This is a genomic window from Streptacidiphilus melanogenes (assembly GCF_000787835.1).
Lineage (GTDB): Bacteria > Actinomycetota > Actinomycetes > Streptomycetales > Streptomycetaceae > Streptacidiphilus > Streptacidiphilus melanogenes.
In genome coordinates, this window is sequence record NZ_BBPP01000044.1 from 15891 (window position 1) to 29313 (window position 13423).

General features: G+C 73.9%; 12 protein-coding genes. 8 read left to right on the forward strand and 4 right to left on the reverse strand.

Going from position 1 to position 13423, the window contains the following annotated elements; all coding sequences use genetic code 11:
• Window positions 1-308: 308 nt before the first annotated feature.
• Entirely contained in the window at window positions 309-797 is a 489-nt protein-coding gene (locus TR49_RS32345) for a hypothetical protein (RefSeq protein ID WP_369405353.1), read from the forward strand.
• A gap of 133 nt (window positions 798-930) precedes the next feature.
• A complete protein-coding gene (locus TR49_RS32350; RefSeq protein ID WP_236653623.1) occupies window positions 931-1611 on the forward strand; it encodes a hypothetical protein in 681 nt (226 codons plus the stop codon).
• Window positions 1612-1624: 13 nt separating this feature from the next.
• Here the strand turns inward: TR49_RS32350 and TR49_RS32355 are convergent, their stop codons facing one another.
• The 3 genes from TR49_RS32355 to TR49_RS43235 form a co-directional block, all read right to left on the reverse strand.
• Window positions 1625-3106: a glycoside hydrolase family 47 protein gene (locus TR49_RS32355; RefSeq protein ID WP_042387976.1), complete on the reverse strand. Its 1482-nt coding sequence runs from the start codon at window positions 3104-3106 to the stop codon at window positions 1625-1627.
• A 166-nt stretch (window positions 3107-3272) separates the two neighbouring features.
• Entirely contained in the window at window positions 3273-4634 is a 1362-nt protein-coding gene (locus TR49_RS32360) for an NAD(P)/FAD-dependent oxidoreductase (RefSeq protein WP_042388050.1), read from the reverse strand.
• Window positions 4635-4810: 176 nt separating this feature from the next.
• Complete coding sequence (locus tag TR49_RS43235) at window positions 4811-5074, reverse strand: hypothetical protein (protein WP_042387977.1); 264 nt, start codon at window positions 5072-5074, stop codon at window positions 4811-4813.
• Between the two features lie 207 nt (window positions 5075-5281).
• On the opposite strand from TR49_RS43235, the gene TR49_RS32370 reads away from it, so the two are divergent.
• The 5 genes from TR49_RS32370 (at window position 5282) to TR49_RS32390 (ending at window position 10231) form a co-directional block, all read left to right on the forward strand.
• Window positions 5282-6031, forward strand: coding sequence for a HipA family kinase (locus tag TR49_RS32370; protein WP_042387978.1), 750 nt, complete (start codon window positions 5282-5284; stop codon window positions 6029-6031).
• Window positions 6028-6438, forward strand: a complete 411-nt coding sequence (locus TR49_RS32375) for a DUF3037 domain-containing protein (protein WP_042387979.1) — start codon at window positions 6028-6030, stop codon at window positions 6436-6438. Before TR49_RS32370 ends, TR49_RS32375 begins: the two co-directional genes overlap by 4 nt.
• Window positions 6439-6665: 227 nt before the next feature.
• Window positions 6666-7751 (forward strand): DUF2332 domain-containing protein, encoded by a 1086-nt coding sequence (locus TR49_RS32380; RefSeq protein ID WP_052434831.1) that lies wholly within the window; start codon window positions 6666-6668, stop codon window positions 7749-7751.
• Window positions 7752-7873: 122 nt separating this feature from the next.
• The gene (locus TR49_RS32385) at window positions 7874-9406 is read left to right on the forward strand and encodes an MFS transporter (RefSeq protein ID WP_439654144.1); all 1533 of its coding nucleotides are present in this window, start codon (window positions 7874-7876) and stop codon (window positions 9404-9406) included.
• A gap of 48 nt (window positions 9407-9454) precedes the next feature.
• A complete protein-coding gene (locus TR49_RS32390) occupies window positions 9455-10231 on the forward strand; it encodes a TetR/AcrR family transcriptional regulator (protein WP_042387983.1) in 777 nt (258 codons plus the stop codon).
• A 13-nt stretch (window positions 10232-10244) separates the two neighbouring features.
• On the opposite strand, the gene TR49_RS32395 is transcribed toward TR49_RS32390, so the two are convergent.
• The gene (locus TR49_RS32395) at window positions 10245-11771 is read right to left on the reverse strand and encodes a hypothetical protein (protein ID WP_152627561.1); all 1527 of its coding nucleotides are present in this window, start codon (window positions 11769-11771) and stop codon (window positions 10245-10247) included.
• 204 nt (window positions 11772-11975) lie between these two features.
• Between TR49_RS32395 and purB the strand changes: the two genes are divergently transcribed.
• The gene (purB, locus tag TR49_RS32400; RefSeq protein ID WP_084725658.1) at window positions 11976-13415 is read left to right on the forward strand and encodes an adenylosuccinate lyase; all 1440 of its coding nucleotides are present in this window, start codon (window positions 11976-11978) and stop codon (window positions 13413-13415) included.
• Window positions 13416-13423 lie beyond the last annotated feature (8 nt).

Here is a 13423-nt window from a genome sequence, read left to right on the forward strand (position 1 = left end):
CCGCACCTCCTGCCGAGGTCCGCCACACCCACACCCTCCCTCTCAGGCTAGACCGCAAGCGGTGGGTGAGCGCCACCTCGCCCGTAGCCGCCCTCGACGGGCACGGAACCGGCGCCCGACCGTGGGGGTGCAGGCTGGCGGGGGACGGCGGCCGGGTGTGCGTGCGTTGTGCCCGGATCCCGCCGTATCGGGCCCGGTCGGGCCGGGCATAGACAGCCTTAGAAAGGCACAGGCTGGAGGGGCCCGGAGACGGCGGAGCCGGACCGGTTGCGTGGTCGGGCCGCGCTGGAGGAGAAGGGGAGACTGTGGTGACGCTCGCGGTGACAGGGCACAGGGATCTGACCGACCAGACCGCCGAGCTCGTCCGCGCGGAGCTGCGCAAGCTCCTCGCCGCGCGCGCGGCCGAGGGCCCGCTGGTGGGCCTCAGCTGTCTGGCGGCCGGCGCGGACACGATCTTCGCGGAGGAGCTGGTCGACGCGGGCGGCGAGCTCGTGGTCGTGTTCCCCGCGCGGGGATACCGCGAGAACCGCGGCCACGCCGCGTACGCGCCGAGCTTCGACCGTCTGGTGCTGGCCGCCGTCGAGGTGCAGGAGCTGCAGTTCAGCGAGGTCTCGCAGGAGGCCTACCAGGCGGCCAACGAGGTGCTGCTGGCCCGCGCGGACGTGGTCGTCGCCGTGTGGGACGGGCGGCCGCCGGCCGGTCCGGGAGGCACCGGGGAGCTGGTGCAGCGCAGCCGGGACGCCGGCGTCGAGGTGGTGCGGGTGTGGCCGGACGGCGCGGCCCGCACCGGAGGGTAGCCGGAGGATAGCCGCCTTTCGGGCGACGCGCCGTCAGTTGCGGACCGACTTCCCACCCCTCCTCGGATCTGGGAGGCTGGCGCGGCACCATCACCCTCACCCGAACGCCTGAACGTCCCAAGGAATGACACCCGTGCGCCGTCCTGTCCTGGCCCGTCCCGTCCTGGCCCTGGCCACCGTGCTGATCGCCGCTCTCGCGGGCTGCTCCCACGTCTCCGGGAGCTCCACCGCCTCCGGCGACCACGCCTCCGCGGGGGCCTCTTCCGGCAGCTCGCAGGCGCCCGGTGACGCCGCCGGACCGCTCGCGGAGGGTCCGGGGCCGCAGTCCCACTACACGGTCGCGTCGCAGCCCGCCCCCGACAGCTGCCACTACGGGGACCAGGACGGTCAGCCGCTGCCCGACGCCAGGTGCACGCCGGGCGCCCTGTCGCCCGCGGTGACGCAGGCGGACATCGGGGAGACCATCTGCCGCAAGGGCGGTTACACCGGCGGCATCCGGCCGCCCGCGTCGGTCACCGACGCGGAGAAGCGCAAGAACGCGGCCTCCTACGACTACACCGGCTCGCTGCACGACGCCGAGTACGACCACCTGATCAGCCTGGAGCTGGGCGGCGACCCCAACGACCCGCGCAACCTGTGGGTCGAGCCGCCGTCCCCCGGCCACAAGGCGGGCGCGGGCCCGAACAACCCGAAGGACGCCGTCGAGACCCGGCTGCACACGGCCGTCTGCAGTGGCAAGGTGACGCTGGCCCAGGCCCAGCAGGCCATCGCCTCGGACTGGTTCACAGCCGAGGCACGTCTGGGCCTGAAGTAGCCCCGTCGCCGGACTACCGGGCCCCGGCGAGGACCTTGCCCTCCGTGGAGAGGATGCCGCCCCGGTAGTCGAAACGCGGGGTGTTGGAGAAGATCAGCCAGACGTACTTGAAGTTCTCCGCGAACCAGTAGCCCGGGGTCAGGTCCCCGTGCCGGACCGACGACGAGCTGACGTGGTCCGCGACGGTGTAGCCGCCGGAGACGCGCAGGTGTGTGCGGACGTTGTCGAACCAGCGCCACGCCGCCTGCTTGTAGCTCGCCCCGCCGGTGATGCGCCACAGGTCGAAGGCCGAGTTGGCGTACTCGGGACGGAGTTGGCTGCCCTGGTCGACGATGCGGAAGTCCGTGTAGTCGACCGTCTCGGGCAGGATCGGGTAGCGGTCCATCACCGCGGACCAGGAGCGGAAGTAGGCGGCGCCGTGGTCGAGGTCGCCGCCCTTGGCGAGCAGGCCCGCGTAGAACGCGGCCAGTTCGGACTGGTGGGTGGGGCCGGTGCGGCGGCCGGTGGAGGTGTCGGCGCCGCGGAACCAGAGGCGGCCGCCGCGCACCTCCGCCTGGCGGCTCAGGATCGGTCGGGTGAACTGCTGGTACCAGCTGGTGAGCTGACTGTCCCCCAGCAGGCGGCCGCCGCCCCACAGGTACTCGTAGAACGAGTCCACCGGCGGGTTGGGGGCGGTCGAGGTGTGGTCGGCCCAGCGGCCCGTCTCGGCGTCGATGGTGGTGCCGAGCAGGTCGAGGGAGCTGCCGCGGGACAGCACCGCGCGGTAGGCGCGCATCGCGGCGTCGTAGTAGCGGGAGTCGCCCACCAGTTGTGACAGGGCGCCGAACTCCATCACGTTGGTGCCGGCTTCGGCCAGGGCGACCTGGCTCCCCTGCACCTGGCCGGTGCGCAGGTTGACGTGCGTGTAGGGGACGCCGGTGGGGGAGGAGGTGAAGGCGGGCAGCAGCCGGTCCGCGAACTCCTGGGCCAGGGAGAGCAGTGCGGCGCTGCCGGTCGTCAGGTGTCCGGCGATCAGGCCGCCGACGAGGCGGATGATGGCCTCGAACACGTGGATGTCCACGTCCTGCGTCGGGTCCAGGTTGTTCTCGACCCAACTGCGGGCCTGCGCCAGCTCGTCGTCGCACCCCATCAGGTAGAGGGTGTCCAGGGCCTCGACGATGGACAGGCCGAAGCTGTGGCCGCCGGCGAAGAAGTCGTTGTGGCCGCCGCTGAGCGGGCGCAGCTCGTCGTAGCCCCAGGCCTTCGCGGTGTAGCCGTACCAGCCGTGCAGGTACTCGTCGCGGATCGCGGCCGCGGCCTTCGCGTCGCTCGGCATGGCGGCGCCCTCGAGGAGCGGCGCGCCCTGCCTGCGGCGCGCCGTGCGGCTCGCCGCGGCGGCCTGTTGGACTCCTGGCACGGCCGCCGCCGTCGTCAGCAGCGCCGAGCCTGCGGCGGAGCCGAGTACGAGGCGGCGGGAGGGGCGGGGCAGCCGAGGCGACGCGGAGTGATCTGGCATGCACGCAAAGGTATGACCGCTGGCTTTGCGTCAATCCGCCACATCATCGTGTCGTCGTGAATACCGCACGGACGGGTGACATCGTGGCGCGTTCATGCCAGAATCGTCGGGCCCTGGACGGCGCAGGTCGCAACCCGCCGCCCAGGGCGTCGGCCCGCCCCTGGTGCTACTGGTGCCGTGCGTGCAACGCGGCCGTGTGCTGCTTGATCTGTTCCTTCGTCAGGTACGAGTCGGTGTACTCGAAGTCGCGCAGCCGTGCCGGGCGCCGGGCCTGGAAGCCGGTGCGCACGTAGTCGTCGCCGGCCACCGCGTTCAGCAGCCAGTTGGTCATCACCCGGACCTTGGCGACGTTGGTGCGCAGCGCCATCAGGTGGTAGCCGCGGGCCACGCCCTGCGCCGCGATGCCGTGCAGCTCCACGCCGAGCGGCTTGGAGACGGCGTCCGCGCCGCCCAGGTCCACCACCAGGCCGAGGTCCTTGTGGAAGTACGGCTTCGTCTCCTGGCCTCGGAGCAGGGCGACGACGTTGTCCGCGACGACCTTGCCCTGACGCTGTGCGTGCTGCGCCGTCGGCGGGCAGACCGCGCCGTCGCCGCTGGCGAGGTCCGGGACGGCGGCGGCGTCGCCGAGGGCGAAGACGCCGTCGCACTGCGGCACGCGCATCTCGGCGGTCACCGCGAGACGCCCGCGCACCGTCTCCGCGTCCAGCGTGCCGACCAGCGGACTCGCGGCCACACCCGCGGTCCAGATCAGCGTGCGCGCGGGGACCACCCGGCCGTCGGTGAACTTGACCGACTCCTCGCCGGCCTCCGCGACCGAGACGCCGAGCGAGATCTCGATGCCGCGCTTGCGCAGCAGGTCCATCGCCTCGGTGCCGAGCATGTCGCCCAGCTCGGGCATCAGCTTCGGGGCGATGTCGACCAGGTGCCACTTGATCAGGTTGGGGTTCAGCCGCGGGTAGCGCTTGACGGCGTTCGCGGTGACGCGCTGCAGACACGCCGCCGTCTCCGTGCCGGCGTAGCCGCCGCCGACCACGACGAAGCCGAGGCGGGAGATCCGCTCCTGCTGGGTCGTGGCCGCGTCCGCCAGGTCGAGCTGCGACAGCACGTGGTCGCGCACGTAGGCGGCCTCAGCCAGCGTCTTCATCCCGCGCCCGTACTCGGCCAGCCCGGGGATGTCGAAGGTCCGGGTCACGCTGCCCGGGGCGAGCACCAGGTAGTCGTACGGCTCGGCGACCAGTTCGTCGGTGATCTTCCGGGCGATCACCATCTTCGCCCTCGCGTCGATGCCGATCGCGCCGCCCGGGACGATCCGGGTCCGGCGCAGCATCCGGCGCAGCGAGACCGCGACCGACTGCGGCGTCAGCACGCCGGCCGCGACCTGCGGCAGCAGCGGGAGGTAGAGCTCGTAGCTGAACGGCGCGATCATCGCGATCTCTGCCTCGCTCGGTGCGAGCTGGCGCTCCAGCCGCCGCGCGCACTCGACGCCGGCGAAGCCGCCGCCGACCACCAGGATCCGGGGTCGTTCCATCGTGCCCATCCCTCACGGTCGTGGTCACTGTCCTGCGGGCAAGCCTGGTCCCCCTGGCCACAGGGAACCGGCGGGCACCCGGGGCCACCGGGTGTCACCGCTCCCCGCCACACTGGCACGCTCCCGGATCGCTCGCCACCGCGCAAGACCGTCCGACGGAGCGGGCCCTCGGGGGCTCAGTCGGCCCGGTCGTCCCCGGTTCCGTTCCCCAAGGACAGGGCGACGGCGGCGCGGCCGCAGCGCAGGAACGCCCGGGTGCGGGCCCCGCTCCCTTCGGCCCCGAGCAGTGACCGGTGTTCGGCCAGCACCTCGGCGAGGCTCCGGTCCGCATCGGCGGGCGAGAGGGACGCCACCCGCTGCCCGCCCTCCTCGTCCTCCGCGACCAGGCGCAGACCGCCCGCCTCGGCGACGCGGCGGACCTGCTTCCGTCCGGCCACCACGCCGGCGACCCCGGCCAGCAGCTCGCCGACCGTCGCCTCCCGGCCACGCCGGGCTCGGCCGGGACACCGAATTAGCGCTGGCGGAGCCCGCTGCCCGCCGCCACGGCGCGAGACCGCCTTCCGAGGTCCCACATGGCGGCCGGTGCCGCTCCCGCAGGGCGTCGCCGCAGGACAGACGCGTGCGGGCGGGGCACTAGGGTGGTGCGCATGTTGCGAGAGGTGACGGCGGACCGGTACGTGACGCCGCTGCGGGAGGGCGGCTCGCTGCCCGGGCTGGTCGAGGCCGGGGCGGGCGGTCTTTGGGTCGCCAAGTTCGTCGGCGCCGCGCAGGGCCGTAAGGCGCTGGTGGCGGAGGTGGTGAGCGGGGAGCTGGCCCGACGCCTCGGCTTCCGGGTGCCGGAGCTGACGCGGATGGAGGTCGACCCGCGCGTCGCCGTCGGCGAGCCCGACCAGCAGGTGCAGGACCTGGTGAAGGCGTCCGGCGGCAGCAACCTCGGCATGGCCTATCTCAGCGGCGCGCTCGGCTTCGACCCGCTCGCCTTCCCGGTGGACCCGCAGCTCGCCGGACGCGTCGTCTGGTTCGACGCCCTGATCGGCAACGTCGACCGCTCCTGGCGCAACCCCAACCTGCTGGTCCACGGCGGCGAGCTGTGGCTGATCGACCACGGCGCCAGCCTGATCTTCCATCACAACTGGCCGCGGGCCGCCGCGTCCGCGCGCAAGGGCTTCGACGCCTCCGACCACGTGCTGCTGCCGTTCGGGCCCGACGTCGCGGCGGCGGACGCGGAGCTCGGCCCGCAGGTGACCGAGGAGCTGCTGCACGAGGTCCTCGCGCTGGTACCCGACGTCTGGCTCGCGGACGAGCCGGGCTTCGACGATCCGGACGCGGTCCGCGCCGCGTACGTGGCCCAGTTGACGGCACGGGCCGCCGGCCCGAGGGAGTGGGTGTCGCTGTGAGCGCCGTTCCGGCTGCGGCGGGGGCCGCGGAGAAGTTGGTTTACGAGTACGCGCTGGTGCGTGTCGTGCCCCGGGTGGAGCGTGGCGAGCAGATCAACGCGGGCGTACTGGTCTACAGCCGCCAGGCGGGCGTGCTGCGCGCGGCGATCCACCTCGACGAGGACCGGCTGCTGGCGCTCGACCCGGCGGTGGACCTCGAGGGCGTGCGCGCGGCGCTCGCCGCGGTCGCCCATGTCTGCGACGGCGGTGACGCTGCGGGCCAGGCCCGCCACGAGGAACCGGGCCGCCGGTTCCGCTGGCTGACAGCCCCGCGCAGCACCGTCGTCCAACCGGGCCCCGTCCACTGCGGCCTCTCCACCGACCCGGCTGCCGAGACCGAGCGGCTGCTGGACCTGCTGGTCCGCTGACACCCGGCACGGCGCGTGGCGCTGACCCGGACGGCGTGCCGCCTGCGGCCTTCGGCGATCCCGGCTCCCGCTCCGGCTCCGGGGGGTGAGGCGCGCTGAGCCCGCGGGCGGACGGTCCCCGACGCGCGGGCCGACCGTCCACCTCGCGGTGCGGCCTCGCGGCCGCCCGGCACCTGACGTCCCGCAACTTCTCGCGTGGTGGGGCGCGTCCGCGCTACGGTCGGCGCATGACGACCAAGATCACCGAGAGTCCGCGTGAGCGCGTGCGGCGGGCGTTCACCGAGCCGGGGGAGTTCCGGACCTCGCCGTTGTACCGGGCGCTGAGCCGGACCGTCGCCGGGGACGACGCGCTGCTGGACCTCGCCGCGGGGGGACGGCCGGGCCAGTACCCGACGTTCCTGTTCTTCGGCGCCGTGCACCACCTGCTGCTGACCGCCGCCGACGCCGAGAACGAGCCGCTCGCCGCGTACTACCCGTCGCTGCTGCCGTCCGGCGCGACCGCCCGGCCCGCGGAGGAGGCCGGGCCGGCGCTCGTGGACTTCTGCGCGCGCCACGCCGACGCGCTGCGCGCGGTCATCGGCACCCGGCTGGTGCAGACGAACCAGGTCCAGCGCGCGTTGGGGCTGCGTTTCGGGCTGGCGGCGATCGCCGCCGAGATCGGGGCCGAGCCGGTCCACCTGATCGAGGTGGGCACCAGCGCGGGCCTGAACCTGCGCTTCGACCGGTACGGCTACCGGCTCGGCGGGCGTCGCTACGGGAACCCGGACTCGCCGGTCCAACTCGTCGCCGAGCTCCACGGGGACGGGGAGGTGCCGGACCTCGACGCGCTGCCCCGGCTGGCGAGCGTGCTGGGGGTGGACCTGAACCCCGTCGACGTCCTCGACCCCGACGACCGGCAGTGGCTGCGGGCCCTGGTCTGGCCGGAGAACCAGGACCAGCGGTTGCTGCTGACGGCGGCTCTGGACCTCGTCGCCGGCGATCCGCCGCCGATCCTGGCCGGGGACGCGATCGACGTGCTGCCGGGCCTGGCGGCCTCCCTCCCCGCGGGCGAACCGCGCGTGGTCTACCACTCTGCGACGCGGATGCACGTGCCCGCCGAGCGGCTCGCGGCGTTCGACGCGGCGATCGCCGCGCTCGGCGACACCGGTCCGCTGTGGTGGCTCTCGGTCGAGGAGGCCCCGGACCCGGATCCGCGCCCGGACCCCTCGCGTGGCGGTGCGTCACTGCGCCTGCGCGGTCCGGACGGCGCGTGCCGTGACCTGGCCGTCGTCGAGGGGCACCTGCGCTGGGTGGAGACCCTGCCGACGGGCTGACGTCGGGAGCTGACACCGGGTCTGAGGACCGGCTGTGAAAAAGCGGTGGCGGTCGGCCCGCCGTACTTCTACGGTGTAGAAGTCTTATACGCCGTACAAGGAGACGTTCCGTGACCGCCGCCGTGCCCGCGCCAGCCGAGCGGAGAGCCGACCGCTGGCTGATCCTCGCCGTGATCTGCCTGGTGCAGCTCGTCGTGATCCTCGACAACACCGTGCTCAACGTCGCCGTGCCCTCGCTCACCAAGGAGCTCGGCGCCACCACCGCGCAGACGCAGTGGGTCGTCGGGGCCTACTCCCTCGCGCAGGCGGGCATGCTGATCGCCGCGGGCGGCCTCGCCGACCGCTACGGGCGCAAGCTCGTGCAGATGATCGGCCTGGGCCTGTTCGGCCTCGGATCCCTGGGCGGCGCGCTCTCGTCCACGCCCGGTCAGCTCATCGCCGCGCGCGTCGGCATGGGCGTCGGCGGCAGCCTGCTGCTCGCGACCACCATCGCGCTGGTCGTGCGGACCTTCGACGCGGAGGAGCAGCCGAAGGCGCTCGCCGCCGCCATGGGCGTCGGCTCGCTCGGCTTCGCCCTCGGACCGATCATCGGCGGCGCGCTGCTGGCGCATTTCTGGTGGGGCTCGGTCTTCGTCGTCAACCTGCCCGTCTGCGTGCTGGGCCTGCTCGCCGTGGCCCGGTACGTCCCCGAGTCCAAGGACCCGCAGGGCGAGCGCCCCGACCTGCTCGGCGCGCTGCTGTCCATCGTGGGCCTGGTCGCCGTCGTCTACGCGATCATCCAGGGCCCCGGCTACGGTTGGACCTCCGGCCGCACCCTGGTGCCGGGCGCGATCGGCGTCGTCTTCGTCGCCCTGTTCGTGCTCTGGGAGCGCCGCACCCCGCATCCGCTGCTGGACATGTCCTTCTTCCGCAACGCCCGGTTCCGCGGCGCGGTCTCCGGCGGCGTGCTGGTCTCCTTCGGCATGGGCGGCTCGCTGTTCCTGCTGACCCAGCACCTGCAGTTCGTCCTCGGCTACGGTCCGCTGGAGGCCGGTCTGCGCACCGCGCCGATGGCGCTGACGATCGTGCTGCTGAACCTCACCGGAACCGGTATGCGGATCACCGCCAAGCTGCCCGGTCCGGTCGCCATCGCGGGCGGGCTCAGCCTGATGGCGGGCGGCCTCGCCGCGATCGCCGTGCTCGGCCGCCACGGGGACTACCTCGGCATCCTCCTCGGCCTGGTGCTGATGGGCGCGGGCGTCGCCTGCGCGCAGCCGGCCATGGCCGGCGCGGTCATGAGCTCGATCCCGCCGGAGAAGGCCGGCGTCGGCTCTGGTCTCATGGGCACCCTGAGCGAGCTCGGCAACTCCCTCGGCGTCGCCGTCCTCGGCGCGGTGCTGACCGCGGGCTTCGCGGCCTCGCTGCCTCACGGGGTGCCGAAGGACGCGGCGCGCTCCCTGCCCAAGGCGCTGGCCGCGGCCGGACCGGCCCGGGCGCAGGAGGTCACCGGCGGGTTCGCGGACAGTCTGACCAGCGCTCAGCTGATCGGCGCGGTCGCGGTCCTGCTCGGCGGCCTGCTGGCCGCCTGGCTGATCGGCCGTGCTGTCGCGGGCACGCCCGCGGGCGGCGGCCCGGTCGCCGGTCCCGCCGAGACCGCACCGGCCGCGGCCGGCTGACCGGCGGCGCGCGCCGTGAGCGCCTCCCTGCGGCACTACGATCGCCGCATGGCTCCGCAGAAGTCCACGTCGCCGAACCCGGCCGCCGCACCGCAGGTCAGCGTCTGGGTCAGGCCCCCACGGGAACGGAAGCGGGGCACCGCGCCCAGTGGGCTCTCCCGCCAGCGGATCGTCCGGGCCGCGATCGAGCTGCTCGACGCCGAGGGCGAGCAGGGGTTCTCCATGCGACGCCTGGCGGCGGAACTCGGAGTCACGCCGATGTCGGTGTACTGGTATGTCGACAACAAGGGCGAGCTGCTGGAGCTCGCCCTCGACGAGGCCCTCGGTGAGATGCGCATCCCGCCGCTCGGCGAGGACGGCGACTGGCGCGAGCACCTGCGCGTCCTGGCCAACGAGTACCGCGACTTCTACCGCCGCCATCTGTGGGCCACCCGCGTCGCGGGCGAGGTGCTGCCGCTCGGCCCGCACGCGCTCTTCTTCTCGACCAGCGCGATCGCCGCGGCGGAGCGCACCGGTCTGCCGCGCGAGCAGTACGCGGGCGCGCTGGGCCTGCTCTTCCAGTTCGTCTACGGCTTCGCCACCTCGGAGGCCCAGCAGTTGATCCGCGTCCGCGAGTCCGGCCTGAGCGAGGAGGAGTACCACGAGGCGGTGATCGGCCTGGCGGCCGAGGTCGACCGGCGCCACCTCGACAACGCCGACCGCATCATGCCCCCGAAGGCGGGCGAGACGATGGCCGCGAAGCGGGACCACAACTTCGCGGAGAGCCTGGAGCTGGCCCTCGACGGCATCGAGTCCCGGATCCGCAGCAACGCGGACCGCGCCTAGGGGCGCCCCGCGCTCAGGGCCGGGCGCGGCCGGTGGAGCGGCGGTGGCTGTCGGCGTAGCTGAGCAGTTCGCTGCGGGACGGGTCGGCCGCGAGGTCGGTGGCGCGCCCCTTGGGGAGGTAGCGGACCCCCTCGATCTCGCAGACCAGCGGACCGAGGCCGGTGTCGTGCACCAGCGCCTCGCCCACCGGAGCCGGGCCGCCGACGGTGCGTCGCTCGCTGCCCCGGCACGACGAGATCGGCTGGAGGTAGCGCGGGGCCGCGATCTCGCCGCCGTCGGACCGGAACAGCACCAGCGCCATGTCACCCGGCCCCCGGCGCAGCCGGACGTAGCGCATGGGCTGCCAGTCGGCCTGGGCGGCGTCCTGGCGTGCGGCCCGCAGCACCGGGCCGCACAGCGCGGAGCGGTCGACCGCGTACCAGCCGATCCGGGCGAGCGCGACGATGGCGACGGCGCCGAACACCAAGAAGCGCCAGTGGCCCAGCTGGAAGCGGTCGTCGAGGACGCCGCCGACGGAGACCGTCAGGAACCACCAGCCACCCGTGCCGAGGACGGTGGCCGTGGCCCAGCGACGTGGCGACACCGAGGTCGCCCCGGGGCCGCGGCGCGGCGCGGAGACGTGCGCTCCCGGCCAGTGACGGTCGGCGTGACGGGCGGCGGCCGCGAGGCCCGCATAGGTCAGCTCGGTGGGTTCGCCCGCCGTCGCGCCGTCGAAGCCTTCCTCCGACTCCTCGTCAGGTTCCGTGGCCGATCCCTGCGGGGCGGTCGGCCCGGCCGCCCGGGCCTGCCGGACCCGGCGCGCGCAGGCCGCCGACGTGCCTGCGACGCCGAGCAGGCCCAGCACTCCGAACCCGCCTCCGGCGACGAGGGCCACGGTCGGGACGGTGAGGGTGTCGACGGCCTTGCCGAGGAAGGGCCAGGGCAGCGACACGACCGGCATCGCCTGGCCGACGCGGGCGTGCGCCGTGTCGCAGTCCACGGTCGCGTGCTGCGCGCCGCCGGACCAGCCGACCTCGCACACGTCCGCCCTCCGGTCCACGCGCAGCACCGTCGCTGCGGTGTGCCTCCCGAGCAACGCCACGTCCGCGGCGGCCAGGCCGATCAGCACGGACGCCGCCAGGGCCAGCACCGCCCAGAGCGGCGCCGTCGGCAGGCGGAAGCGGTGGGAGGCGGCGGCCGGGTCCGGCGCCTCGGACAGCCAGGCGCCGACGCTCCGTGCGTCGGAGGTCGACAGACGGAGGCTGACTGTCACCCCGTCAGGCGTGCGGTAGCGCAGCCCGACCCTTTCGAGGGCGGGTTGGCCCGTGCTGTTGGGGAGCGCCGTCGCGTCGAGGGCGGTGCCGCCGCGTGAAAGGGCCGTGGCCGTTCCGGCGCGGTCGAGGAAGACCGGATCGTCGAGACGCGGGTCGGCCAGCAGCCGTCCCCTGCGGCCGTCGAGCCGGCCCCGGAAGTGCACCGCCCGCCCCGCCGCCAGCCCGCGTCGCCTGCGGGCCGCCGCCCACCGCGCGAGCCCGGCGATGACCAGGGGAAACACCACCATCCCCAGAAAGCTGTCGATCATCGATGCTGCTGTCCCCTCCGCTGTGTCGGAGCAGCGTATGGGCAACGGTCCGCGACAGGCGGACCGGGGTGTCCGCAGCCGTCGTCCTCACCCCGGAGGGCCCATCCCGAAGGCCCGCGCGCCGGGGCCGTGGCAGCGCGGCGCGCGGGCAGGTGCGCCGCTGCGCTGAGCTGCACGTTAGAATTGCCCAGCGTGAGCGCCAAGCCCTTCATCCCCGATGTCCTGGCCGCCCGCTACGCCTCCGGCGAGCTGGCGCGGCTGTGGTCCCCCGAACACAAGGTCGTCCTCGAACGGCAGCTGTGGCTGGCCGTGCTGAAGGCCCAGGCCGACCTGGGGATCGAGGTGCCCGCGGGCGCCGTCACCGACTACGAGCGCGTGGTCGACCAGGTCGACCTCGCCTCCATCGCCGAACGCGAGCGCGTCACCCGGCACGACGTCAAGGCGCGGATCGAGGAGTTCAACGCCCTCGCCGGCCACGAGCAGGTCCACAAGGGCATGACCTCCCGGGACCTGACCGAGAACGTCGAGCAGCTGCAGATCAAGCAGTCGCTGGAGCACGTCCGGGACCGCACGGTCGCGCTGCTGGCGCGCCTGGCCCAGCTCGCCGCCGAGCACGGCGAGCTCGTGATGGCCGGGCGCTCCCACAACGTCGCCGCCCAGGCCACCACCCTCGGCAAGCGCTTCGCGACCGCCGCCGACGAGCTGCTGGTCGCCTTCACCCGGCTCGAGGAGCTGATCGCCCGTTACCCGCTGCGCGGGATCAAGGGCCCGGTCGGCACCAGCCAGGACATGCTGGACCTGCTCGGCGGCGACGCCGCCAAGCTCGCGGACCTGGAGCGGCGGGTCGCCGGCCACCTCGGCTTCGACCACGGCTTCACCAGCGTCGGCCAGGTCTACCCGCGCTCGCTCGACTACGACGTGCTCTCCGCCCTCGTGCAGCTGGCCGGCGCGCCGGGCTCGCTGGCCAAGACGATCCGGCTGATGGCCGGCATCGAGCTGGTCACCGAGGGCTTCAAGGAGGGCCAGGTCGGCTCCTCCGCGATGCCGCACAAGATGAACACCCGCTCCTGCGAGCGCGTCAACGGCCTGGCCGTGATCCTGCGTGGCTACGCCTCCATGGTCTCCGAGCTCTCCGGCGACCAGTGGAACGAGGGCGACGTCTCCTGCTCGGTCGTGCGCCGTGTCGCGCTGCCGGACGCCTTCTTCGCCTTCGACGGCCTGGTCGAGACCTTCCTGACCGTGCTCGACGAGTTCGGCGCCTTCCCGGCCGTCATCGCCGCCGAGCTGGACCGCTACCTGCCCTTCCTCGGCACCACCAAGGTGCTGATGGCCTCGGTGCGGGCCGGTGTCGGCCGCGAGACCGCGCACGAGGCGATCAAGGAGCACGCCGTCGGCTCGGCGCTGGCCATGCGTCAGGGCGTCCGCGAGAACCAGCTGCTGGACCGCCTCGCCGCGGACGAGCGGATCCCGCTGGACCGCGAGGGGCTGGACGCGCTGCTGGCGGACAAGCTCTCCTTCACCGGTGCGGCCGCCGCGCAGGTCGGCGAGGTCGTCGCCCGCGTCGAGCAGGTCACCGCCCGCCACCCGGAGGCGGCGAAGTACCGTCCCGGCGCGATCCTCTGACCCTGGCC